The organism is Gordoniibacillus kamchatkensis, from assembly GCF_000829455.1.
Classification (GTDB): domain Bacteria; phylum Bacillota; class Bacilli; order Paenibacillales; family NBRC-103111; genus Gordoniibacillus; species Gordoniibacillus kamchatkensis.
Map to the genome: position 1 here is coordinate 231,660 of NZ_JXAK01000001.1, position 22,955 is coordinate 254,614.

22 protein-coding genes and 1 pseudogene are annotated in these 22,955 nt (G+C 57.8%); 8 read left to right on the plus strand and 15 right to left on the minus strand.

Annotation, left to right across the window (positions count from 1 at the left end; translation table 11 throughout):
- Window positions 1-8: 8 nt before the first annotated feature.
- The 3 genes from SD70_RS01075 to SD70_RS01085 form a co-directional block, all read right to left on the minus strand.
- Window positions 9-1,331, minus strand: coding sequence for an ABC transporter substrate-binding protein (locus SD70_RS01075; protein ID WP_041044828.1), 1,323 nt, complete (start codon window positions 1,329-1,331; stop codon window positions 9-11).
- 89 nt (window positions 1,332-1,420) lie between these two features.
- A complete protein-coding gene (locus tag SD70_RS01080; RefSeq protein WP_041044829.1) occupies window positions 1,421-2,278 on the minus strand; it encodes a MurR/RpiR family transcriptional regulator in 858 nt (285 codons plus the stop codon).
- A gap of 1,210 nt (window positions 2,279-3,488) precedes the next feature.
- Window positions 3,489-4,169 (minus strand): class I SAM-dependent methyltransferase, encoded by a 681-nt coding sequence (locus tag SD70_RS01085; protein WP_041044830.1) that lies wholly within the window; start codon window positions 4,167-4,169, stop codon window positions 3,489-3,491.
- Window positions 4,170-4,416: 247 nt separating this feature from the next.
- Between SD70_RS01085 and SD70_RS35645 the strand changes: the two genes are divergently transcribed.
- The 5 genes from SD70_RS35645 (at window position 4,417) to sspI (ending at window position 5,680) form a co-directional block, all read left to right on the plus strand.
- Window positions 4,417-4,572 carry a hypothetical protein gene (locus tag SD70_RS35645; RefSeq protein WP_156157827.1) on the plus strand — a complete coding sequence of 52 codons (156 nt, stop codon included), beginning with the start codon at window positions 4,417-4,419 and terminating at the stop codon, window positions 4,570-4,572.
- Window positions 4,573-4,587: 15 nt separating this feature from the next.
- Window positions 4,588-4,878, plus strand: coding sequence for a hypothetical protein (locus SD70_RS01090; protein ID WP_041044831.1), 291 nt, complete (start codon window positions 4,588-4,590; stop codon window positions 4,876-4,878).
- Window positions 4,860-5,093 carry a hypothetical protein gene (locus SD70_RS01095; protein ID WP_041044832.1) on the plus strand — a complete coding sequence of 78 codons (234 nt, stop codon included), beginning with the start codon at window positions 4,860-4,862 and terminating at the stop codon, window positions 5,091-5,093. Before SD70_RS01090 ends, SD70_RS01095 begins: the two co-directional genes overlap by 19 nt.
- Window positions 5,094-5,109: 16 nt before the next feature.
- Window positions 5,110-5,346, plus strand: a complete 237-nt coding sequence (locus SD70_RS01100) for a hypothetical protein (RefSeq protein ID WP_041044833.1) — start codon at window positions 5,110-5,112, stop codon at window positions 5,344-5,346.
- 127 nt (window positions 5,347-5,473) lie between these two features.
- A complete protein-coding gene (gene sspI, locus SD70_RS01105; protein ID WP_041044892.1) occupies window positions 5,474-5,680 on the plus strand; it encodes a small acid-soluble spore protein SspI in 207 nt (68 codons plus the stop codon).
- On the opposite strand, the gene SD70_RS01110 is transcribed toward sspI, so the two are convergent.
- The 5 genes and pseudogenes from SD70_RS01110 to SD70_RS01130 form a co-directional block, all read right to left on the minus strand.
- Window positions 5,674-6,405: an MtnX-like HAD-IB family phosphatase gene (locus SD70_RS01110; protein WP_197080894.1), complete on the minus strand. Its 732-nt coding sequence runs from the start codon at window positions 6,403-6,405 to the stop codon at window positions 5,674-5,676. The genes sspI and SD70_RS01110 overlap by 7 nt on opposite strands.
- Before the next feature lie 70 nt (window positions 6,406-6,475).
- On the minus strand, window positions 6,476-7,564 hold the full coding sequence (locus SD70_RS01115) for a Gfo/Idh/MocA family protein (RefSeq protein ID WP_041044834.1): 1,089 nt from the start codon (window positions 7,562-7,564) through the stop codon (window positions 6,476-6,478).
- A gap of 24 nt (window positions 7,565-7,588) precedes the next feature.
- A pseudogene (locus SD70_RS01120) lies at window positions 7,589-8,331 on the minus strand (ThuA domain-containing protein).
- Between the two features lie 7 nt (window positions 8,332-8,338).
- Complete coding sequence (locus SD70_RS01125) at window positions 8,339-9,505, minus strand: Gfo/Idh/MocA family protein (RefSeq protein WP_041044835.1); 1,167 nt, start codon at window positions 9,503-9,505, stop codon at window positions 8,339-8,341.
- A gap of 60 nt (window positions 9,506-9,565) precedes the next feature.
- The gene (locus tag SD70_RS01130; RefSeq protein WP_041044836.1) at window positions 9,566-10,606 is read right to left on the minus strand and encodes a LacI family DNA-binding transcriptional regulator; all 1,041 of its coding nucleotides are present in this window, start codon (window positions 10,604-10,606) and stop codon (window positions 9,566-9,568) included.
- Window positions 10,607-10,789: 183 nt separating this feature from the next.
- Here SD70_RS01130 and SD70_RS01135 point away from each other — a divergent pair, with 183 nt between their 5' ends.
- Window positions 10,790-12,838 (plus strand): PDC sensor domain-containing protein, encoded by a 2,049-nt coding sequence (locus tag SD70_RS01135; RefSeq protein ID WP_041044837.1) that lies wholly within the window; start codon window positions 10,790-10,792, stop codon window positions 12,836-12,838.
- Window positions 12,835-13,131 (plus strand): helix-turn-helix domain-containing protein, encoded by a 297-nt coding sequence (locus tag SD70_RS01140; RefSeq protein WP_041044838.1) that lies wholly within the window; start codon window positions 12,835-12,837, stop codon window positions 13,129-13,131. Before SD70_RS01135 ends, SD70_RS01140 begins: the two co-directional genes overlap by 4 nt.
- Window positions 13,132-13,153: 22 nt before the next feature.
- Here the strand turns inward: SD70_RS01140 and SD70_RS01145 are convergent, their stop codons facing one another.
- From SD70_RS01145 to SD70_RS01170, 6 genes are all read right to left on the minus strand, one after another.
- Window positions 13,154-14,680 (minus strand): extracellular solute-binding protein, encoded by a 1,527-nt coding sequence (locus SD70_RS01145; protein WP_041044839.1) that lies wholly within the window; start codon window positions 14,678-14,680, stop codon window positions 13,154-13,156.
- Between the two features lie 38 nt (window positions 14,681-14,718).
- The gene (locus tag SD70_RS01150) at window positions 14,719-15,594 is read right to left on the minus strand and encodes a carbohydrate ABC transporter permease (protein WP_052486919.1); all 876 of its coding nucleotides are present in this window, start codon (window positions 15,592-15,594) and stop codon (window positions 14,719-14,721) included.
- Window positions 15,595-15,617: 23 nt separating this feature from the next.
- Window positions 15,618-16,583 (minus strand): ABC transporter permease, encoded by a 966-nt coding sequence (locus tag SD70_RS01155; RefSeq protein ID WP_052486920.1) that lies wholly within the window; start codon window positions 16,581-16,583, stop codon window positions 15,618-15,620.
- A 229-nt stretch (window positions 16,584-16,812) separates the two neighbouring features.
- Window positions 16,813-17,646: a YheC/YheD family protein gene (locus tag SD70_RS01160; RefSeq protein ID WP_082053034.1), complete on the minus strand. Its 834-nt coding sequence runs from the start codon at window positions 17,644-17,646 to the stop codon at window positions 16,813-16,815.
- Window positions 17,621-18,928, minus strand: coding sequence for a glycosyltransferase family 4 protein (locus SD70_RS01165; protein WP_082053035.1), 1,308 nt, complete (start codon window positions 18,926-18,928; stop codon window positions 17,621-17,623). Before SD70_RS01165 ends, SD70_RS01160 begins: the two co-directional genes overlap by 26 nt.
- A gap of 229 nt (window positions 18,929-19,157) precedes the next feature.
- Window positions 19,158-20,723: a peptide chain release factor 3 gene (locus tag SD70_RS01170; RefSeq protein WP_394297924.1), complete on the minus strand. Its 1,566-nt coding sequence runs from the start codon at window positions 20,721-20,723 to the stop codon at window positions 19,158-19,160.
- 90 nt (window positions 20,724-20,813) lie between these two features.
- Between SD70_RS01170 and SD70_RS35650 the strand changes: the two genes are divergently transcribed.
- On the plus strand, window positions 20,814-21,416 hold the full coding sequence (locus SD70_RS35650) for a hypothetical protein (protein WP_156157829.1): 603 nt from the start codon (window positions 20,814-20,816) through the stop codon (window positions 21,414-21,416).
- 84 nt (window positions 21,417-21,500) lie between these two features.
- Here SD70_RS35650 and SD70_RS01180 read toward each other — a convergent pair whose 3' ends face one another.
- A complete protein-coding gene (locus SD70_RS01180; protein WP_231570972.1) occupies window positions 21,501-22,610 on the minus strand; it encodes a metallophosphoesterase family protein in 1,110 nt (369 codons plus the stop codon).
- Window positions 22,611-22,955 lie beyond the last annotated feature (345 nt).

The following is a 22,955-nucleotide window of genomic DNA, read 5'->3' on the forward strand; positions in this document are numbered from 1 at the left end:
TCACATAATTATTTCTTCGGCTTGAACCAGGTGTCTGCGCTTTGCTGCACTTTGTCCGCTACTTGCTCCGGAGTCAGCATGTTCTGGTACATGCCCTGCATCGTATTTTCCAGTGTTCCCTTGGTCGTCGGGTTGCCGCCGGCAAAGTAAACGACCATCATGTAAGGCGTCGACTGCGTATCGGCGTATTTCGAAATTTTGGCGACGAGCGGATCTTGCGCTTGAATACCGGCGATCGTGCTAGGCTTCAGCAGATTGTTGACGATAACCGTGCCGGCTTCTTTCGTCGTCAGGAAGTCCATGAACTTCATCGCTTCCGCCTTGTGCGGGGACTTGGCGTTCACCGCGAACGAACCGTCAACCCAAGTCGTAACCGTCGCTTTGCCTCCGGCCGTCTTCGGCGGAACCGGGAACACGTCCATTTGCAAATCCGGGTTGGCTTTACGCATTACGGCGATTTCCCAGTCGCCCATTACCATCATCGCCGCTTGCTCGGTAACGAACAGGTTGCGCATATCGTCCATGCCGATGCCGACAAAGTTGTCCGGGAAGTACGGCGTCAAGTCTTTCATCATTTTGATCGAGCTGATGAATTCCGGGCTCTTGAAGTTCGTCTGGCCGGATACCACTTTGTTCATGAAATCGGTGCCGCCGTAGAAAGCAGGTCCGAGCGCGCCTTGCGTCAAGGACAAGATCCAGCCTTCTTTGGAGCCGAATGCGAACGGAGTCACTTTATTTTTCTTGAGCGTTTCGCAAATTTGCATCAGCTCGTCCCAAGTTTTCGGCTCTTGCAAATTGTACTTCTGGAAAATTTTCTTGTTATAGAAAATTTCGGTTGCGCTGAACACGGTCGGTACGCCGTACACTTTGCCGTTGCTGCCGGTAGCGGCGAGCAGCGTCTCTTTCGGGAACGAGCTCAGCCCCTTGATGCTGTCCAGCGGCTCGAGATAGCCGGCATCGGCGAGCTGGGCGCCGGCCGCATACGGGCGCAGGTGGATGATGTCCGGACCGCTTCCGCTTTGCAGCGCGACGTTGAGCTGAGTGTTGTACTCGGTGTTTTTCGTCGGCTTGAATTCGACTTCGATGTTCGGATTGGTTTTGTTGAATTCTTGAATGATTTTGGCGTAAGCGTCGACGTCTTCCGTTCTCCAGCTGCCGATCGTCAGCTTGACCTTCTCAGCCTTCGGAGCTTCTTTGCTAGCCGCCGGAGCCGAAGTGCCTGCGTTCCCCGCGCCTTGCCCTGCCTTATCGTCGGTTTTGCCGCTGCAGCCGGCGAGCAAGCCGGAAGTGAGCAAAACCGTCGCCGCGATGCCGCTGAACCATTTTTTCATTTTCTGATCCTCCCATGATTTGTTGTAGTGGCTTGCATCTATGTTTCACCTCACGGCGTGCGCGAGGGGAAAACCGTATCGAACCGCTGTTACCCGCCCCGTTTCGCCGATTTGACGGCTTGACGCGTGTTCTCCAGCGCTTTTACGGTGCGTTCGTACTGCTTGCCGGCAATGCCGACATAGACGATATCCACTACGTTGAGCTGAGCGATCCGCGACGCCATCGCGCCGCTGCGGATGCTTTTCTCGAGCGAGCTCGTAAACAGCTTGATGTCCGCCAGATCGGCAACCGGATTCGATCCGAAGCGGGTTAACGCAATCACGGTAGCTCCGGCCTCCTTGGCGATCGTGAGCGAACGGATCATATCTTCCGTTTGTCCGGAGTAGGAGATGCCGAACACGGCGTCCTCCGGGGTCAGATTGGCGGCAATCGTCGCTTGCATATCGAATCCGGTGCCGACCTCGCACCAGCGGTCGATCCGCAGCAGCTTCTGGTGAAAATCTTCGGCGATGACCGCCGACGCCCCGACGCCGAAAAGGGCGATTTTGCGCGCGGAAAACAACGTATCGATAGCTTGTCTCACGCTTTCGGCAGAAAGCACCGTTCGCGTATCCTGAATCGAAGTGATATTGTTATGGGAGATCGAGTCCATCAAATCGTCGATAGAGCCGTCGAGATGAATTTCCTGGTACGATTCCAAAGGCTTGACCGACTTGGACAAGTCCGCGGCTATTTTCAGCTTCAGCTCCTGGAACCCTTTGCAATGCACCGAGCGGCACAGCCGCACGATCGTCGCTTCGCTGACGCCGGCAAGCTCGGCCACCTTCTGCACGGAGCTGCCGACGACCGTTTCCGCATGATCCAATATGAACCGGGCGGCCACTCGCTCCGTCGGCTTGAGCGTGGCCATCGCTTCTTCCAAGCTGGACAATACACCTTGAATCATCGGCTACCCGCCCTTTGTGAACACGATTAGTTGTGTGCGTTTTCATTGTAATAAATTTTATTTCATAAATCAATAAGTATTTTGAAATATTGTTTCAGTTTTTGCCAAAAAAGCGCCGCATCCGCGGTATGGGGCGAAGAAACGTCCGCAGCATTGGCAAGCGGCTGGCGCGGCGGCGAGTAAACTGCGCATGCAAATGTGCTTTAGTCAATTGCATTGAGGGAACTGTTTTTGAGGGAGCACGAATTAGGCTGATGCTTACGATGCGAGTTTTGCCGCAAAACTTGTAGCTCCGACTCACATTCCCATACTCCGCTCCGCCTCTCTCGGGAACAGGAAACTTCTGGAAACTGTGCTTCCAACCGTGCTTGAGAAACGCCTACTGGCGGGCAACGGTCAGAGCCTAATCTTCACACGCGCATGTCGCAGAGCAACTTTCTTGGCAGCATAGCGGAACGCAGTTCCGTTATTGCACGGCCAGCAGGGCACCCGAGAAAGTTTAACGGAACGCAGTTCCGCTATCGGCGCCCAAACGACAGGGATCCCCGCTTAAATGCAGAGATAACGTACTCCCGTTCCGCTATTTTCGGGAAATACCCGGGAAATACGCCAATAGCGGAACAAATTTCCGCTAACCGCTAGGAAGGGTGCTCTTGCCTTGCCCCTCAGTTTTCGGCCGATATTGTCAGCGCAGCATGTTCCGAGATCTCCCGGAAACAAGGACTCGTTCAAACTCCGGGCTATTCAGCTAATCTCGCCGCATCGCTATATCCCACTCGTTGAGCGGCCATCTTTCGGGGCTCAGCAACAGTCAAAATTCCACTGTCGGCTCAACCGTCATCCGCATTCCGAAACCAGACTGGGCAAGCGACAACAAAGCACACAATCCTATCCAACCCGCGAGCAACTCAGCTTGCAACGAAGCTTCCCTATAACCCTTAGGCACTTCGAAGCTTGATTCCCGAGGCACCACTAGGCTAGGCACGGGCCAGGCACCTCGAAGCCTCATTCCCGAGGCACCCTTGGCTAGGCACCGCCAGGCACCGCTAGGCACCGCCAGGCACCGCCAGCCACGGCTAGGCACCTCTAGGCTAGGCACCACCAGCCACGGCTAGACACCCCTAGGCCAGGCACGGGCCAGGCACCGAAAGGCGCCACACAGGCACCGCCAGGCACCCCTAGACACCACCGGGCACCTCGACAACGCACCCTACTCCCGCTTGCGGCCGACAGCGGCAAAAAGCAGCGGAAGATCGTCGACCGACGTGTCCATTCGCTCGACTTCATCCACCCGCAGCAAAGAAAAACCGGACGCCATAAAATCGTTGATGTACTGGGCAAGCGGCCGATGATAGGCCCCCAGCGTCGAGCGTATCGTCCCCGTGCCGCCGGACTTCCAAAATTGAGGCGCGTACTGCATCACTTTCCGCGAACCGTCCCCCATCGGATAACTGAACGGCGATTGAAAACAAGGATGCATCACGGTCCAGACCATAACGCCTCCCGGCTTCAAAATGCGATGGCAAGCCCGGAACACGGCCCCATGGTCGGGAACGTCCATCAGCATGACGCTGGATACGGCGCAGTCGTAAGCTTCGTCCGGAAGCTTGCCCAGCACCATCGCGTCGTCCTGCAGCCATGTCACGTTGCCCGTCTTCCCACGGGCGTATGCCAGCAATTTTGCACTGAGATCGATCCCCGTCACTTCCGCTCCGAGCAGCGATAGCCGGCTGCTGAGCTCCCCGTCGCCGCAGCCGACATCGCATATAGCCGCTCCTTGCAGATCGGACAAGCTTTGCAATTGCCGCAAAATGTACCGGTACGAGCTCTCCGCCCCTCCTTTTTGAACCATATGGTGATACTGCTCGGCAAATGGATCATAGTGCGCCACCCGCAATCGCCCTCCCCGAGCGCCGTCGGCATCAAATTGTTCGTGTAAAAGACATATTCACGGCGGCGCTCCTGCATTCCTGCCGAATTTGCCAAGCCGGAAGGCTAATGCACATATTTGCGATATCCGGGAATAAGATTTAGAAAATACTTATCCGAAAGGACAATGCTCATGATATTTTTGCCAACTGAAATCAACATCGGAAAAATGGATTTGAACAATACAGACCATTTAGGCGCCATTTCTTTTGGAACAACGTGCAATATCAACAGAAACGTGTGCGCCAAAAAAAACGCAGGGCGCCGGACAGCAGCATGCCGACTTCTGCATCTGGATTTTCCCGGTCAGCATGACGATGGACGACGATCTGGCGGACCAATCTTCTCAAAAAATCAACAAATAATCGGAGGGGGTTCACATGCCGGCGCCAGCCCCGCAGATTGTGATTAACATCAATATCATCAAAGTGAATTCGTTCGAAAACGCTTCTGCCATCAATGTCGGGCAAAATTTGTTGGCCGAATGGCACAACTCGGACAAGAAGACGATGGGGATCGGGCAAAATATGGGGGACGGTACCTCATTTGTGGGAACGAAAAGCTTTGTGGACGACAGGGACCAGTTCGATTCCAATTCCACTTTCACATCGGATCGAATTCCCGTTCCTATTGCAAAGGGGAGTGACGCGGCTTGCATTTTACCCCGGTAGTCATCAACATTGTGGGATTTAAAATTAACGCTCTCGATCATTCCGCCGTATTTAATATGGGCCCCAGCCAGCACCTCGACGTTTTCGTATCCTACAAACGCAGTCAAGGAATCGGCGAGCAGAACGGAGACACGTCACCGATATTTTTGCCGCTCTCTTGGGTGACCGATTGCGATATCAGCGACAGCCCGACCATGAAAAACAGCGCGCTGTAGCGAAAGGAGTACATACATGCTATTTTTTACGCCCATGCAGGTCAATTTGCTAGGCTTTAAAATTAACGCAATCGACAACGGCTCTGTTGTGAATGCCGGGGCATTTCAATCGATCGATGAGTTTGTCTCTTATAAACGCAATCAGGCGTTTGGCGAGTTGAACGGCGATTTGTCGCCGACATATTTGCCTATCTCGTCCGTGATCGATCCGGATCTGGTCGACAGCCCGTCGCCGAAAAACAGCGCCGTGTAGCGGGCGTCAAAAATGCAGACTCCCGCCGCACCCCGGCGATATGCATCAATCCGGCATGAAAATGCTGCCGCCTGCGCATGCTAAGACAGATACGATGCGAACCAATCGACAAAGCGAGGAGTCGACCATGAACTTGAATTTGCGGCAAGCCATCATTCAACGGATGACCAATAAATCGGCCGAGGAGCTGCGCGACGTCATCGTGGACTCGATCGGCGCCGAAGAACGCGTGCTGCCCGGGCTCGGCGTGTTATTCGAGATCATTTGGCAGAACGGGGACGACGAGCTTCAAAACAATATTGTCACAACGCTCCACGAGCATCTGCCTCATTGAAATTTGCAAAACGGATCGCCGGCCGCAGCGCGCCGGCCGTGCATCGTGCCGTCTGCAAAAGCGGCGATGTGCGGCTGCAGCACGTCCAGCACGTCGTGGAACGTTTCGAACGGAAAAGCGGGCGCCCCCGCGCTGCGAAGATGATCCGCCAAGTAACCGCGCGCGAACGTCCAGTCGGCGAACGATGAGCCGTACACATCGCTTGTCCCGTCGCCGATATAAATCACTCGCCGGCCTTCCCGTTTCAGCTCGCGCACCACTTTCGCCTTGCAGCATCCGCACCACCGGCACGCTTCGTTGTCGTTTTGCAGACCGAGCCGGTAGCTGCCGTCCGCTTCGTAACGAATCGGATTGACGATGATGTTGTCCGGCTCCAGCCCGAACTTCGTTGTCAGCTTGCGGATGTAATATTCCATGCCGTCGCTTAAGATCGTAATCGGAATGCCCAGCTCCCGGCAAAAAGCGAACAGCTCGGCCGCCCCGGCGCGCGGATGCACCCGCTCAATGACCGCATCGACATCCCGCTGCCGCCCGGCAAGCTGTCCGTAGCTTACCGGAATCCAGTCGTAAGAACCGATTTCGCCGCGCCTTCCCCGCGCGGACGCTGCAAGCACGGCAGGATGCGAGCGGACGCCCAGCGCCTCCATCAGCTCGTCGCCGACGTCTTGCTCCATAAGCGTACCGTCGAAGTCGGTGACGAGAGCCAAGCTTTGCATCGATGGCATGAACGGTTTCTCTCCCTTTAGCGAAAAAAGCATCCGGCTGCAGCTTTAGCCGATGCTTTTTTTCTTGCCATTATAGCACAGCTTGCGCCGCGAGGGGAACAGGTTTCGCGCAGCGGCTCGCCAGCTCGTAATGGCTGCCGCCGGCGGAAGCGTCGTGGAAGCCGTGCATCGCCTCCAGCACGTGGAAGGCAAGCTCGCCGCTCGCGCGATGGGGGCGGCCGCTGCGAATCGCCTCCGCCATGTCGGCGACGCCGATACCGCGGCTATTTTCCGCATAGCCGTGCGTCAGCGGCACTTCGCTGAAATCGTCCTCGCCGAACCGCCGCAGCAGCACCGGCCCGCCGAACGTGTTCGGGTCCGGAACCCGCAGCGTACCTTCGCTGCCGTACACTTCCAGGTTCGGCAGCTTCGTGCCGGCCATAATGTCGAAGCTCGTCACCAGCGTCGCAATCGCGCCGCTCTCGAAGTCGAGCACGCCGGCGATGTGCGTCGGCACCTCTACGTCTACGGTTTGACCGTATTTCGGCTTGCTGGAAATCGTCCGCTGCGGGAACGTGGTCCGGGCCGAGCCGGTCACGCGGCGAATCGGGCCGAGCAGCGCCACGAGCGCCGTCAAGTAGTACGGCCCCATGTCGAACATCGGTCCGCCGCCGACTTGATAATAGAACGCCGGGTCCGGGTGCCAATGCTCGTGCCCGCGGCCCATCATGAAGCCGGTCGCCGCCACCGGCGCGCCGATCGCGCCTTGCTCGATCAGCTGCACGCACGTCTGGATGCCGCCGCCGAGAAACGTGTCCGGCGCGCAGCCGACGCGCAAGCCTTTGCGCGCAGCCAGCTCCAGCACGGCGCGCCCTTGCTCGCGCGTGACGCTGAGCGGCTTTTCCACGTACACGTGCTTGCCCGCCTCCAGCGCCTGCAAGCAGACGTCGGCATGCGCCGCCGGAATCGTCAGGTTAATGACCAGCTCGATTTCGGGATCGGCCAGCAGCTCCGCCACGCTGCAGGCGCGAATGCCGTATTCGGCCGCCCGCGCTTCGGCGCGCTCCGGATCGAGGTCGGCGCACGCAACGACTTCGTAGCTGCGGTAGACGGAGCCGTTTTTCAAGTAGATGCCGCTGATGTTGCCGGTGCCGATAATGCCCACTTTCACCTTGTTCATCTTCGCCCAAGCCCTCCGCTCGTCTTAATAGTGACTGTCCGCCATGCCGGTGTACGCCGCCGTCGCCGTCGCCGCACCCGCCGCGCCTGCCGCCGCGCTCGCCGCCGCTTTGCCTGCTGCCGCCCACAGGAAGCCGCGGCGCATCATCAGCTTCACCGGCGGCAGCTCGATGATGTTCGCCTGGTGCCCGAGCGAGTTGTAAAATACCCGCCCCGCGCCCCAGCGCCTCGTCCAGACGACCGGCATCTCCACCGGCCCGTTCGGCGAATGCGGACCGGGTGCGACCGGGAACCGCGTCGTCGCCAGCACCTCGTTGGCCGGATCCACGTGCAGATAATACTGCTCCGTCTTCACGGTGAAGTCCTCGATGCCGGCCAGCAGCCCGCCCGAACTGTGCTTGATGTGGATCGTATGCTCGACGCCGTCGTTGCCCGGATGGGCGACCCATTGCCCGCCGGTCATGAACTGCCAGTCGACGCTCGTGCGGAACGAATCGCACATGCCGCCGTGGCAGCCGGCGAGCCCGACGCCCGCCTGCACGGCGGCCGAGACGTTATTCACCCGCTCGCCGCGAATTTCACCCATCGTCCAGATCGGCACGATCAGGTCGAGCGCCAGCAGCTTTTCCGCGTCCGCGAACGCTTCCAGCGTGTCGGACACTTCCACGGCGAAGCTTCCTCCTCTAACACCGTACGGAAAATGTCCGCCACCTCTTGCGGCTGGTGTCCGAGCCATCCGCCCCAGACGATCAACGCTTGCTTTGCCATCGCCACATTACACCTCGCTCGTTTTGATCCAGCGGCGCTCAGCGATCGACAAGTCGACAGCCTCCAGCACCTGCTGGCATTTCACGCCGTCGGCAAAATCGGGCGCCGCCCGGCGGCCTTCCTGCAGCGCGTTCATCAGCTCCACCGTCTCGTGGATGAACGTATGCTCGTAGCCGATCGTATGCCCCGGCGGCCACCACGCCTCGCTGTACGCATGCGCCGGGTCCGTCGCCAGCACGCGGCGGAAGCCCTGCACGTCGTCCGCATCGCCGGTAAAATACACCTGCAGCTCGTTCATCCGCTCGAAATCGAACTTCACACTGCCGAGCGAGCCGTTAATTTCGAACGCGTTCGTGCAGCGGTGTCCCGGCGCGAAGCGCGTCGCCTCGAAGCTGCCGAGGGCACCGCTCTCGAATCGGGCCAGAAACAGCGTCGCATCGTCGACGTTCACTTCGCCGCGCGGCCCGTCCTTGCTCCCTTTGCCGCTCAGCCCGGTCATCGAGCTCGGCAGCGGCCGCTCCTTGATGAACGTCTCGCTCATCCCGATCACCTCGTCGATGCCGCCGACCAGGTAATGCGCCAGGTCGATCAGATGCGCGCCGAGGTCGCCGTGCGAGCCGGAGCCCGCGACTTCTTTTTGCAGCCGCCATACGAGCGGGAAGTCGGGATCGACGATCCAGTCTTGCAAAAACCAGGCGCGAAAATGATAAATGCGTCCGAGCCTGCCTTCGGCGATGAGCTTTTTGGCCAGCTGCACCGCCGGCGCGAACCGGTAGTTGAAGCCGACCATGTGCGTCACGCCGGCCGCCTCCGCCTCGCGCAGCATGTCGCGCGCATCCGCGAGCGTAAGCGCCAGCGGCTTCTCGCAAAACAGATGCTTGCCGGCCCGGGCGGCCGCAATCGCAATCTCCTTGTGCGCGTCGCTCGGCGCATTGATGTCGATCAGATCGATGTCGTCCCGCCGCAGCAGCTCGCGCCAATCCGTCACGCAGCCTTCCCAGCCGAACTGCTGCTGCGCCTGCTTCACGCCCGCCTCGTCGCGGCCGCAGATCAGCTTCATGACCGGCCTCGCCGTCTGCGGGAAAAACATCGGCAAATCCCGATAAGCATGACTATGCGCCTTGCCCATAAACTTATACCCGACCATCCCGACTCGCACTTCCCGCTTGCCCATCACCCGATACCTCCCCATCGATTCGCAAAATGTTCCCGTCCCCGCGTTCCGCTCCGGACGTCACATGCCGCCCCTGCGCACCGCCGAGCTGCGCACGACGAGCTTCGTCGGCAGTGTCGCCGCGAACGGCTCCGCCGCCTGCGCCCCGCTTTGCTGCGCGGCTGCGAGCAGCCGCAGCGCCGCCGTCCGTCCCATTTCGTAGAACGGGACGGACACGCTCGTCAGCGGCGGGTCGCACAGCCGCGCCGCATCGCTGTCGTCGTAGCCGACGACGGCGATGTCCTGGCCCGCGGCCACGCCGCGCTCGCGCAGCCCCTGCACGAGGCCGATCGCCATCCGGTCGTTGGCGCAGACGACGGCCTCGAGCCCGCTGCTTCGCAGTTCGCCCACCCGGACCGCCGCCGCGAGGCCGCTGGTGCGGCTGTAGTTGCCTTCTAGCAGTCCGCCCGGCGGCGGCTCAAGGCCCGCCTCGGCGAGCGCCCGGCGGTAGCCGAGCAGCCGGTCGCGCGAATTGGAATATTCGGGCGACCCGTTCATGAACGCGATGCGCCTGTAGCCCAGTTCAACAAGATGCTTCGTCGCTTCGTAGCTGCCCTGCACATGGTCGGCGTCCACGACGGAGAACCGTTCGCCGTCATAGCGCTGGTTGACGAGGCAGAACGGCATCCCTTCCTGCCGCAGCTCGCGCAGCGCCGCCAGCTGCTGCGGCACGTCGCGCGCGCCGAGCACGATGCAGGCGTCGATCTTGCGCGTGCGGAACAGCTGCGCGTAACCTGGCTCCTCGTCCGGCGAGCGCAGCAGCACGAGCATGTCGCGGCCGTTTTCCCGCAGCGCCTCGCCGATACCGCTCAAGATTTCGGCGAAATAATACGCCGAGAACAAATGCACCTTCGGCACGTGCGGCAGCACGACGCCAACGTTCCCGCTGCGGCCGAGGGCGAAGCTTTGCGCGATCGCATTCGGATGGTATCCGAGCCGCTGCGCCGCCTCCAGCACTTTGCGCCTTGTCGCCTCCTTCAGCGGCCCGACGCCGTTAAACACGCGCGATACGGTCGCTTCCGACACGCCCGCCAGCTCGGCGACTTCTTTGCGCGTCGCCATATTTACTCCACCTTTCCCACCGATGCCGAAAAATGTACGCGTGTACATTTTGGCATGAGCAGGAGCTCGTTGTCAACAAAAAATGCGCGCAGTCCGGGCGCGGGCCCCTCAAGGCAATAGGCACAACAAAATAGAACTATGATACAATAAATCAATAGCCGACAACCGCCCGGGATGTGATCGATGTTGCTGTGGATTCAGTCCGCATGGAAAAAACAAACTTTCTATATGAGAAGTCTCGTCCTCGTACTCGTCATCACCTGCGTCCCCGTCTCCCTGCTCGGCATCAGCCTTTATTATTTCGGCAGCGGGCGCATTGCTTCGGAATTTACGAAAGCGCATCAAATCGAGTTAAAGCAGTCGGTTCAGCGCGTCGACGATTATTTGTCCCATCTGGAGCTGTTCGTTGCCCAGCTGGCGTTCAACCCCGGCTTCGACGAAAGCCTGAATCAACTGGATTTCGCTCAGCAATTTAACCGAACGAACGATTTGCTCAAATCGCTTATGCTTATGAGGGAATCCAACCCGCTGATCGAGAACGTCTTCCTGTATTTAAAAGATTCGAACAAGCTGATCAGCTACGACTCCGGCGTCCGCACGATCGAGACGGACGAAGACAAGCGGATATTCAGCTCGCTTCTTGATCGCAATCAGACGATTTACTATTTGCCCGAACTGAAGCAAATCCATATGAAAGACAAGGAATACCATACCGTCGTCATCAAATTGCCCAACAGACCGTATCAGCAGTCGTTCGGCGCATTTTTGCTGTATTTGAACCCGGAGGTGCTGAACCGGCTGCTGCAGAAACTGATCCCGGGTACCGGCACGTCGTTTTTGCTGGATGAGAAGGGAGATTACGTCACGTCCCCGGTTTCATACGAGGGCAACCCGAATCTTGAGCTCGCCGGCTCCCTCCGACAGAGAGTGATGAATCAGGATGTGCAGAACGATACGTTCATCTACAAGTGGAAGGGCGAGGCGTACTCCGTTTCCTACGAGAAGCTGAACCGGCTTGGCACGACATGGACGTTCTTGTCGGCCACCCCTCTGTCCCAAGTGCTGTCGCCGGTATCCGCCATGTCCAAGTTCATCCTTTCCGTCAGCACCGCCGGCTTGGCCATCGCACTCTTACTTTCCTGGTTCGCCTCCAAAAAAATATACGATCCGATCCGACGGCTGAAAGAAAAGTTCCTCCGCATGCAAGAAACCGCTCCTGCGGAACGCGACGATATCGCCTTTATCGAGCGCCAATGGATCAGGCAGCTGCAGGAAAGCGAAATGATGAACAAACGGCTGAACGAATCCATTCCCTCGCTCAGAGACGGCTTCCTGAATCAAATTGTGCAAGGAAACCACAATTCGTTGTCGGAGCATCAAATTGTAGACAAGCTGCGCCAATTGAACTGGGACATCGGCGGCAAGCTGTATGCCATCCTCGTCGTTCACCTGTACGGAGTTTCGAATTCCGGCAAATTTTCGGAAAACGACGAGCAGCTGCTATCCTTTGCCACGACAAACATCATGAAGGATGTATGCGCCCCGCTATTCCCTATGTTCCACACGGTTTTGCTGGACGATTTGACGATTGGGGTGCTTGTCATCTCCGACGACCGGCCCCGCGACGAGTTGAAGGAAAAGCTGAAGACGCTGGGCAACCAGCTCATGACGACGTTGAGCCATGTTCTTCAGACCCGCGTCACTGTAACGGTGAGCCGGATTACCGGTTCGATTCTGGATGCGCCGCTACTGCTGGAGCAGTCGCAGCACGCCCTCCGCTACCGCAACGTACTGGAGCGCAATCAAATACTCGATCTCGATAACCTGGCCCCGATACATACGGAAGAGCCGTCTTCCTACCCGCTCGAGCTGGAACGGGAAATCGTCGTCGCGCTAAGCCTTGGCATGAAAGACGAAACGATTCGGCTGATCCGTCAATTTCTGAGCGTTTTAACCGAGCGGTCAGCGACGGAAATGGCCGTCCATCAAGGGATGACGAAGCTGTTGTCCAGCTTGCTCGACACGATCTCTGCGCGCGCGCAGTCCGAACCCTGTATCCGGGCAAGCATATGTTTGAGGAATTCCTCCGCATCCGCGAACCGGAAAAGATGCCGGTCTGGCTGGAAAACCAGCTCATTCATCCGTTTCTGCAGGAAATGTCCGGCTCCGCCGATGCGGAAGCCGTGCAAGCGGTCGATGCGATATTGGCCGCATTGCCACAGGATATCATGACGGACATTTCCATCGAGCAATACGCGGATCAATATAACTTGAGTCTTTATCGGCTGCGCAAAAGCTTCAAGCAGCGAACGGGGCAAAATTTCATCGACTACGTCACCCGCCTTCGCCTTGACAAGTGCAAAGAGCTGCTGCTGTCTACAGACCTGAAAGTGAACGACATCGCCGACATGCTCCGGTACCAGCCTTCTTACCTGATCCGGGCGTCAAAAAGGCGGAAGGCATTACTCCCGGCCAGTTCCGCGAACAAAATGCCAAGCGTTGAAAAAAAGCCCGCGGCAAGCTGACGACTTGCCGCGGGCTTTTGCTTTATTTATTTTTTTGCGCTTGCGCGTACACCTCGTTCATTTCCTTCGTCACCTTTTGCAGGTTCGGATCGTCCTTCAGCTTCTTGATGAAATCGTCGTACGCTTCGATTTTTTCCTGCCCGAGGATGACCTTGATCCGCATATCGTCAACCTTTTTCTTGATGTCCGGCATCAGCTTCGTGTTGGCGTCCGAGACGAGGCCCTGCGCAGGATTCGGCACGTTGATCTTCTTTCTCTCGTCGAGAATGCTTTGATTGCGGGCGTAAGTGGCCGCATCGGCCATACTCGGGTCGCCCAGCACCTGCTCGTCGCTCAGCTTCAGGAAAATGTACTGGAAGCCGATGTCCACCTTGTCCTTCTTGAACTGGTCAGTCAAAACGCGCTTGCCGTTCTCCAGCTTGAAGTGGACATCCTTGATCCCGTAATTGGCCAATTCGTTTCCTTCCGGGCTATACCCGTAATCCATAAATTGCAGCAGCTTTCTCACCTTCGCCTCCGGCACCTTTTTCGGAATGAGGAAATGCCCGTAAAAGCCCGGCGTGGAAGGCGTATAAGGCGCGCCGTTCGCCGTTTTCAGCGACGTTAGCGGGATGAGATCGGCTTTCGGATCGACTTTGCGGATTTCGATCGTCCGCGTAATGGCATTGTTCATCGCGAAGCCTTGTCCGCCCGCTTTTCCGCTCAGCAGCAAATCGTTCAGCTGCGACGTTTTCAGAATGGCAAAATCGTTCGGGAACAGACCGGCGTCGTACGCTTTCTTGATCCAGAGCAGCGCGTCGCGGGAGGCGTCCTCCGTCATGACCGGCACGAGCTTGCCGTCCTTCAGCTTCCAATCCCCCTGCGTTTCGTTGTAAACGCCGTACACAAAGCCCATGCTGGCGGGACCCGAGGAATAAGGCACCGTGTCCTTTTTGCCGTTGCCGTCGGCGTCGCTGTCTTTAAACGCCTTAAGCACGTCGAAGAACTGGTCCATCGTTTGCGGCGGTTTCAGCCCCAGCTTGTCAAGCCAGTCCTTGCGCAGCATCGGGAACACGCCGCCGCCGTGAGTCGGGTAAAACCGTGGGATCGAGTAATTTTTGCCGTTGATTTTCGAGTTGTCCCACATCATTTGAATCGCCGGGTTCGACAAGTTCTTGTAGTCCTTGATGAACGGAGTCAGATCCCAAAAGACGCCTTGGTCGATCATGCTGCGGATTTGCTGGTTGCCCAAATCTTCGACGAAGGTCAGATCCGGCAAGTTCCCGGACGCGTACAGCACGTTGAATTTATCGTCGGACGTCGTAACGGGGACCCAGTCGATTTTCAGCTTCGTGTTGGTCCTCTTTTCGAACTCCTTCAAGATCACGTCGTTCTCGTCGGGGAATTCCGTCGCATAGCTGAGCGTGTTCATCGTAATTTCCGTAACCTGCTGCTTGCTGCCCGAATTTCCGGTTTCCGCGCCCGACTTGCCGCTGTTCGAGCAGGCGGCTAGCGCGACGGATCCGGCGAGCAGTACGGCAAGACTGAGCGAAGCTTGTTTTACTTTCATAGTTGGCCTCCCTTTTCATGTTCATATTCGGCATACGGTTATTCCTTGACTGAGCCTACCATAGCCCCTTTGGCAAAATGCTTCTGCAAAAACGGATACACCATCATAATAGGCAGCGTGGCTATGACGATAGCCGCCATTTTCAACGTTTCCGAGGGCAGCTTTCGATCCGCGCGAAAATCGGCGGCGCTTCCGTTCGCCGTCGAGGTCGGGTCGACGAGCATATTTTGCAAAATGACTTGAAGCGGCCACTTGTGGTGATCGTTAATGTACATGACTGCGTTGAAAAACGTGTTCCAATAGCCGACCCCGAAAAAGAGCCCGAACGCCACCAATGCCGGCAAGGATAAAGGCAGGACGATACGGAACCAGATCCCCATTTCGTTCGCGCCGTCCATGCGGGCCGCATCCTCCAGGCTGTCGGGAATGCTGTCGAAGAAGCCTTTCATCAGCAGCACATACCAGCCGCTCGTAAGCGACGGTATAATGAGCGACCATATGCTGTCGATAAGTCCCAGCTGACGAACGACCAGGTACGAGGGAATGAGCCCGGGCTGGAACAAGATCGTAAACAAAATCGCAAACATGATGAATCTTCGAAAACGGAGCCGTTTGCGCGAGATCGCATAGGCCAGGCCGGAGCTGACGACAAGGCTCAGAGCCGTTCCGACGGTGGCGAGGAAGACGCTGTTGCCGAGCGCATCGAGAAAGGTGCCGGTCGACATTAAATATTTGTACGCGTCCAGCGACCACCGCGACGGGAACAAGATGAGCGGCCTGCGGTAATATTCGACCGGATCCGTAAACGAAAGTATAAACGTGTAGTAGATCGGAAACAAGGCGGTAATTCCGATCAATCCGAGCACCGCGACGTTGCACAGGTCGAAAATTCGGTCGCCGATTCGCCTTCTCAAGGAACACCTCCCCCTTTCTTGCTTTAATAGACGCCCTCCTCGCCAAACCGTTTGGCTAACTTATTGGCCGCAACAACGAGAACGATGCCGACAATCGACTTGAACAAGCCGATCGCGGTGCTGTAGCTGAACTGGCCTTGCTGCACGCCGTTTCGGTACACGTAAGTATCGAACACGTCCGCCACTTGCGAGACTGCCCCGTTCATCATGAGGTACACCTGCTCGAAGCCTACGTCCATAACGGAGCCGATGCGCAGGATGAGCAAGATGACGATTACGTTGCGGATGGCGGGCAGCGTAATGTGCCACATTTTCCGGTAGCGTCCGGCCCCGTCCATGACTGCCGCCTCGTACAGCTGCGGATCGACGCCGGCAATCGCGGCAAGGAAGATGATCGTCCCCCATCCGGCCTCCTTCCACATCGACTGGGCGGTAAGCAAGCCCCAAAAGTAATCGGCATGGGTAAGAAATCCGACCGGTTGTCCGCCGGCTGCAGCGATCAGCTTGTTGACGACGCCTTCCGACTCGGACAGCATCAAATACGTCAGGCCGGCGATCAATACCCACGAAAAAAAATGCGGGATATAGATGATCGTTTGAATCGCCCGCTTGTAAACCGTGCTCCGCAGCTCGTTCAGCAGCAGGGCGAGGATGATCGGAAGCGGGAAGAAGAAAAGCAAATTGAGCATATTGATCGCCATCGTATTTCGCAGCAGCAGCCAGAAGTCGTTGTTGGAAAAAAAACGCGCGTAATGCTCGAACCCTACCCATTTGCTGTGCAGGATGCCGAAATACGGGGAATACTCCTGAAACGCGATAACGAGTCCGCCTACCGGCACGTACTTAAAGACAAGGAAGTACAGCAGGCCTGGAAGCGCTAACAAATATAAGTATTTGTCTCTGTTCAAATCTCCGATCAGCGATCCCCCGGTTTTGGATTTCAAATCGGTTCGTTTCCGTGCCTCGATACGGTTACCCGTCGTCTCCATCTTTCCCCTCCTTTCTGTAAAGGCTATGGCCTGAATGTAGCGGTTCCGCCCATTTCCATCAATAAACCATTTCTTAAATCGCAATTTCCCGCGATAACACTTTTGTGAATCATCCGGTTTCGGCAGCTATATTGCAGAAAAATGCGCTTCCGCGGCGGGATACATCCCCATGACACAGAGAAAAAAAGCTTCGCCCTTCAAGCCGCATAGGCTTGCCGGGCGAAGCTTTTTATTTGCGCCTCCGTATTTTTGCGATCCCGAGTCCGTACCGTTTCGGGAGCGGCTTCAGGATTCGCTTCGGTCGATGCCTTTTCCAATACGCGTACACTTTGCGGAACACTCTTTTGTCGGGCAGCTTGCGGAAAATGTACGGGTCCGGCGCCGTATTCACTTCAAGAATCCACGGCAGCACCTGATTGTCGACGGCAACGTCGATGCCGATCTCCTTCAGCCCCGGATACCGATTCGTCAGCGTCTGGCCAACCTTTACCCCGAGCGTGCGCAGCTCTTGCAGGAACGACGACTTGCGCGATGCCGGCAAATAGTGTTCCATCAGCTTCTCCACAGGCACGAGCGTTCCTCCGTTATGAACGTTCGTCACCACTTTGCGCGGGTCCCCGACCCGTCCGATGATGCCGGTCGTCTCCCAGTTCCCTTTCGTATTTTTCTGTACCATGACGCGAATGTCAAACCGCTTCTTGCGGTAAGTCAGCAAATGGATGCCTTGCTGAATCAGATAGCTCCGGACGCTTGTAAGCTTGAGCAGAGAGCGGCTCATCTCACCAAACGAGTCGAACTGTCTCTTTTTCAGCCCGCGCTGATACCGGTACGGCTGCGGCGTATTAGGGCGCCACTCGACGCGAATGACGCCGTTGCCGAATGCGCCGATGCTTGGCTTTACATACACCATCTTGTGCTGATGAAGCATTTCCTCCAACGTGGCGGCCGTCAGCTTCTTCGTCGGCGGAATGTGCCGGCCGATCGCCGGATCGCTGAGCAGCACTTTCGTTTTGGCCCATTTGCTGTGCACGTAACGTCTATATCGAATCGCTCTTCGCTTCATGAAGCCCCTCCCGCTGTACGATATGCGCTGCTGCGTTACCGGCCTTGCCCGCACCGGCCCGATGGAGCAAAACCGTCCGTTCGGGCTGCGCGTTTTCGGACGGACCGGTTTTCTCCGCCGCCGGGCCGCTGCTTTTTGCAGCAATGCCGTTCGTTCGCAATCGCCCGTGCAGCGAATCGCCGTATACGGCTGCGAGCTTCCGCGCCGTAACGGGCCAGCCGAATTGTTGGGCAGCGTCCTCCCGCGCTTGCTTTCCGAGCTTGCGCGCAAGCTCGGGGTCGGCTGCGAGCCGCGCGATGGCGAGGCCGAGCGCTGCCGGACTCCGGTAATCGTTCACGAGGAACCCGTTATGCCCGTCTTTCACGATCTCGCCGATGCCGCCGATGCGGGACGCCACAACGGGGACGCCGCTCGCCATCGCTTCCACGTTGACGAGCCCGAACGCCTCGTGCCGCTGGGAAGGGCAGACGAAACAATCGGCGGCGCGGTATATGCGGTCAATGGAGCGGTGCGACAGCAGTCCGGTAAACTTCGCCCGAACGCCAAGCTTTTTCGCCAGCCCCTTCAGCCCGCTTATATACGCGCGCTTCCCGCCGCCGGCGACGATGACTCTCGCTTTCGGCTGCACGCGGTACACATGCCGCATCGCCTTCAGCAGCACCGGTATCCCTTTGCGCGGAATGACCCGGCCCACAAAAAGCACAGTAAACGCCGGTCCCCCCCCATACTTGCGCTTTGCGGCAGCCTTCTCCTCCCGGGCCGGGGGCCTGAAGCGCTTCAGATCGACGCCGAGCGGCACTTTGCGGATGCGGCTGCGGCAGTTCGGAAAGCGGCGGCCCAGTTCGCGCTGCAGCGACGTGCTGTTGGCAATAATAAGATCGGGCTTCGCCAGCAGCTCCGCCGCTTTGCTTGCGGTTAGCCGCGGCGGCGTAACGAACGTAAGCGAGTGCAGAAAAAGCGATACGGTCTGGCGCGGGAACGCCGCCTTGATCGCCGCCGCGTACCGCGGCCGGTTATCGACCTGGATCAAGTCATACGAACCGCGCCGCAGCTCGCGGATCACATTGCGCATATAAACCGCCGAGCTGCCCGCGCCGACTCGCACGTAGGTGACTGAGCCTTTTTGCTCACGCTGCGGCAGACGTGGGTGGCGGCGGCCGATGACGGTCACTTGATGCTCTTTGGCCAGCTCCCGGGCAATGGACGCAATGCAAATCTCCACCGATCCGCCCATCAAAGGGGGAACCGGCAACGCCTCCGGAGCAACGATCGCTATGTGCACGGGCGATCCCATCCTTATCGTACGAATGATCGCAGCTTCAATGTGATATTGTATGTGTGGCGGCGGGCGGATGGCACTGGGCCGGAGTTTATTTTTCGACATACGCGGCACAAGAGAAAACGGCTTATGCCGTCCTTAGGGTGTGCGCGTTACTCCTTTTTTGGGCAGCAAAAAGCCCGCCCGGCGGCCATGAGCCGTCGTGCAGGCTTGCAACCGATCGCCGCCCCGGTTATGGGGCGGTCGGCAGAAACTGGGAAGTCGGATTTTTCTCCATCGCGCTCCGCAGCGCGTATTCGCTCTCGAACAGGGCGACGTAGTTGTCGTTCTTGTCCTTGACCAGCGTCGAGTTGATGCGGAACTTGCCCGGGTCGATTTTCTCGTCCACAATCCACCGCGCGAACTGGTAATTCAGCCTTTGCAGCTGGATGTCGACGCCGTACTCGTTCTTCATCCGGTATTCGAACACCTCGAATTGGAGCTGTCCGACGACGCCGAGAATGATGTCCTCGAACCCGATCGTGCGGAAAATCTGGATCGTGCCCTCTTCCGTCAGCTGGTCGAGCCCTTTCTGGTACTGCTTGTGCTTCAGCGCGTTCTTGACCGTCACTTTGCAGAACAGCTCCGGCGAGAACGTCGGCAGCTCGTCGAACTTAATATCTTCTTTCTCCGCCAGCGAATCCCCGATCCGGAAAATGCCGGGGTCGAACAAGCCGATAATGTCGCCGGGAAACGCCTCTTCGACGATGTCCCGATCTTGCGCGAGAAACTGCTGCGGCTGCGACAGCTTGATGTTTTTGCCTTCGCGGACGTGCCGCACGCTCATGCCGCGCTCGAACTTGCCCGAGACGATGCGGAGGAACGCCAGCCGGTCGCGGTGCGCCGGGTTCATATTGGCCTGTATCTTGAACACGTAGCCGGAAAATCCCGGCTTCGTCGGCTCGACCGGTCCGGCGCTGGAACCCCGCGGCGTCGGAGCCGGCGCGAGCTGCAGGAAGTTTTCGAGGAACGTCTGGACGCCGAAGTTGTTGACCGCGCTGCCGAAAAATACCGGCGTCAGCTCGCCCCGCATCACTTTGTCGTAATCGAACGGATCGCCCGCAACGTCGAGCAGCTCAAGATCCTGCACAAGCTGGTCGTACAAAAACTCGCCGGCGATTTCTTTCACGAGCGGATCGCTGTAGCCGTCGACCTTGCGCACGACGATGTTTTTATGTTCGTCGCCCTGGAACAGCTCGAGCTGCACTTTTTGCCGGTCGTACACGCCGCACAGCGACGATCCCATGCCGATCGGCCAGTTCATCGGATACGAGCGGATGCCGAGCACTTGCTCCAGCTCTTCGAGCAAATCGAACGGGTTGCGCCCTTCGCGGTCGAGCTTGTTGATGAACGTAAAAATCGGAATGCCGCGCATCCGGCACACCTGGAACAGCTTCTTCGTCTGCGCCTCGACGCCTTTGGCGACGTCGATCAGCATGACCGCGCTGTCCGCGGCCGTCAGCGTGCGGTACGTATCTTCCGAGAAATCCTGGTGGCCGGGAGTGTCGAGAATGTTGACCCGATGGCCTTCGTAATCGAACTGCATAACCGACGACGTGACCGAAATGCCGCGCTGCTTCTCGATTTCCATCCAGTCGGACGTGGCGTGCTTGCTCGCTTTCCGCGCTTTGACGGTGCCGGCGAGCCGGATCGCGCCTCCGAACAGCAGCAGCTTCTCGGTCAGCGTCGTTTTCCCCGCGTCGGGGTGGGAGATGATCGCAAACGTGCGGCGTTTGGCGACCTCTTGCTCTATGGACAATGGTAGCACCTCGCTAACGATTTTGTCGGATAAAATAATTCTTCGCCGATGTGCCGGACCAGCATCATGGTCACAGCACGCGGCACAGCCATGGCGTCCAATTTGCGCCAGACAAACGGAAAAAGCATCGGCTTGCCAATCCGTTTAGGCTCTCGTGAAAGTGGGGCCGCTTTGCGGATTGGGAACGGGTCGCCTGCTTCGCCGCAATCGTGTTCCAATGATTTCGAATCATTGGTTGGAACTCGATTTCAAAAGCTGATGCTTACGAAGCGAGTTTTGCTGCGCAAAACTTGTAGCTCTCCGACCCGCATTCCCGTCCTCCGCTCCGCCCTTCTCGAAAATCTTAACGGAACAGCGTTCCGTTATTGTCAGGCAATCAAAGCTGATGGAGCGATTAGCGGAATACAGTTCCGTTATTTGCGCCAGTTTGCCGCGAAACGGGCTTTCTGTGTCCTGATCGATCGACATAACGGAACAGGCTTCCTTTATTTTCGGGAAATATCGGGAAATGCCGCCGATAGCGGAACAGCGTTCCGTTATCGCGTATCGCGGCGGCAGCGCAACTTCCAGGTGAGATTGCCAGAGCAGCCGGACGATTTTCCATGCACCGCGGCGGTGCATGGCGGCGATGATCCATACGCCGGCAAGTCGCGCTCCCGGAACGAAACCTTCGCACAAGCAAAAAGCCCTTGAACCCAAGGGCAGCATTTCGATTGTATCAGATGGGACGCATCTTCTTCAAGCTCCTTTATGTCCAAAGCCGTTCACGCGGCGGCGTTATGCTTTTTTGGCGGTTTTCTCCAGCGGGATCGTCCAATTCGCCTCGTCGATGAACGTCCGCGTTTCAAACTCGCGGCCGCGCAGCACCACCTTGTCGGCGTAGACCTGGACGTACATGCCTTGAGCATGGTCTTTGGCTTGCTGCTGATAATTGCGATTGAGCGGACGCCCGACCGACGAGTTGTGAAAGTAGTGAAACGTCTCGCGGACGTAATGGTTCGTGCCGTTCATGAAATCTTGATGCCGATGGCCGCACAGCACGAACACGTTCTTGTAGGGCTTCAAAATTTCGCGAAACTCCTTCGCCCGAATCAGCTGATGCGTGCCGCCGTTCTCGCCGATCGGGGGCAGCGGCTGATGCGTCATGACGAATACCGGCTTGCCGTCCCTGGCCGCCTCGGCCATCCGCTCCTTAAACCAGGCAAGCTGCTCGTCGGAGTACCATGCCCCTTCCCCGACCTCCGGCTTCTCTTGAATATACGCCTCTTGCGACAGCAGCAGCACCGTATAGCCTTTTACCTTCATCTCGTTGTACGTTTTCTTGTAATTCATCAGCTTCATGAACTGCTCGCGCGATACCGCGTCCGACTTGCCGTTCGGATAATGGTCTTTGTCCCAGCCGCCGTTTTTGTTGATCCACACCGTGTAAAAGTCGTGATTGCCCATATTGGCGCCGAGCGGCGGCAGCTTGTAGCCGCTCAAAATCCGGGTGAGCTCCTTGTAGTCGCGGTCCGAGCCTGTATCCGTCAAATCGCCGGTAATGACGAGCGCGTCGATCGGCATATGGAACGCTTTCATGTCTTCGAGCGCCTGCTTCAGCTTGCGCGACGTCTGCGGATCGTCGAGCGAGATGTGCAAGTCGCTGATGACAAACATCGACATCAATGGCTCGCCCGGGCCCGCAGTTGCCGTCTCTTCGGCGAGCTGGTCGCCGCCTGTCGGAGACGGGATCGGCTGCTGCGGCGCCGCTGCCGCCGGCTCGGCGCTCGCGGCAAGGCGGCCGCGGTCCAGCCAGGCAAGCAGTCCCCCGCCTGCGGTGATGAGCAAACCGAGCAGAGCGAGAATGCTTTTTAGAAAGGAGCGTCGGTTCAGGGTAATGTCCCTCATTTCCCGGATTACTAAACGTATAGGATCATTATACTGCGTCCACGGTTTTTCTCCAAGACGGAAAGCGATTCCTGACGCCCGCAAAAACTTCCCGCCGCGGTGCCGCGCTGCAGCGTTATGGAAGCCCGCAAACGCGCGAAGCCGCCCGTAGTGGGCGGCTCCGCTTAAGTCAGCGCCGGTTATATGCCGAATCTCTTTTGCAGGTCGTCCAGCATCAGGTTCAGGGTAATGTCCCTCATTTCCCCGGGATTACTAAACGTATAGGATCATTATACTGCGTCCACGGTTTTTCTCCAAGACGGAAAGCGATTCCTGACGCCCGCAAAAACTTCCCGCCGCGGTGCC

What these genes read in the sequence shown, in the direction of transcription:
- SD70_RS01155 (WP_052486920.1), bottom strand. Translation starts at nt 16,583, where the DNA reads ATGGAGACGACGGGTAACCGTATCGAGGCACGGAAACGAACCGATTTG.
- SD70_RS01110 (WP_197080894.1), bottom strand. Translation starts at nt 6,405, where the DNA reads ATGCCATCGATGCAAAGCTTGGCTCTCGTCACCGACTTCGACGGTACG.
- SD70_RS01135 (WP_041044837.1), top strand. Translation starts at nt 10,790, where the DNA reads ATGTTGCTGTGGATTCAGTCCGCATGGAAAAAACAAACTTTCTATATG.
- SD70_RS01100 (WP_041044833.1), top strand. Translation starts at nt 5,110, where the DNA reads ATGCTATTTTTTACGCCCATGCAGGTCAATTTGCTAGGCTTTAAAATT.
- SD70_RS01160 (WP_082053034.1), bottom strand. Translation starts at nt 17,646, where the DNA reads ATGAAGCGAAGAGCGATTCGATATAGACGTTACGTGCACAGCAAATGG.
- SD70_RS01130 (WP_041044836.1), bottom strand. Translation starts at nt 10,606, where the DNA reads ATGGCGACGCGCAAAGAAGTCGCCGAGCTGGCGGGCGTGTCGGAAGCG.
- SD70_RS35650 (WP_156157829.1), top strand. Translation starts at nt 20,814, where the DNA reads ATGGCGTCCAATTTGCGCCAGACAAACGGAAAAAGCATCGGCTTGCCA.
- SD70_RS01125 (WP_041044835.1), bottom strand. Translation starts at nt 9,505, where the DNA reads ATGGGCAAGCGGGAAGTGCGAGTCGGGATGGTCGGGTATAAGTTTATG.
- SD70_RS01180 (WP_231570972.1), bottom strand. Translation starts at nt 22,610, where the DNA reads ATGAGGGACATTACCCTGAACCGACGCTCCTTTCTAAAAAGCATTCTC.
- SD70_RS01075 (WP_041044828.1), bottom strand. Translation starts at nt 1,331, where the DNA reads ATGAAAAAATGGTTCAGCGGCATCGCGGCGACGGTTTTGCTCACTTCC.
- SD70_RS01145 (WP_041044839.1), bottom strand. Translation starts at nt 14,680, where the DNA reads ATGAAAGTAAAACAAGCTTCGCTCAGTCTTGCCGTACTGCTCGCCGGA.
- sspI (WP_041044892.1), top strand. Translation starts at nt 5,474, where the DNA reads ATGAACTTGAATTTGCGGCAAGCCATCATTCAACGGATGACCAATAAA.
- SD70_RS01080 (WP_041044829.1), bottom strand. Translation starts at nt 2,278, where the DNA reads ATGATTCAAGGTGTATTGTCCAGCTTGGAAGAAGCGATGGCCACGCTC.
- SD70_RS01140 (WP_041044838.1), top strand. Translation starts at nt 12,835, where the DNA reads ATGACGGACATTTCCATCGAGCAATACGCGGATCAATATAACTTGAGT.
- SD70_RS01090 (WP_041044831.1), top strand. Translation starts at nt 4,588, where the DNA reads ATGCCGGCGCCAGCCCCGCAGATTGTGATTAACATCAATATCATCAAA.
- SD70_RS01115 (WP_041044834.1), bottom strand. Translation starts at nt 7,564, where the DNA reads ATGAACAAGGTGAAAGTGGGCATTATCGGCACCGGCAACATCAGCGGC.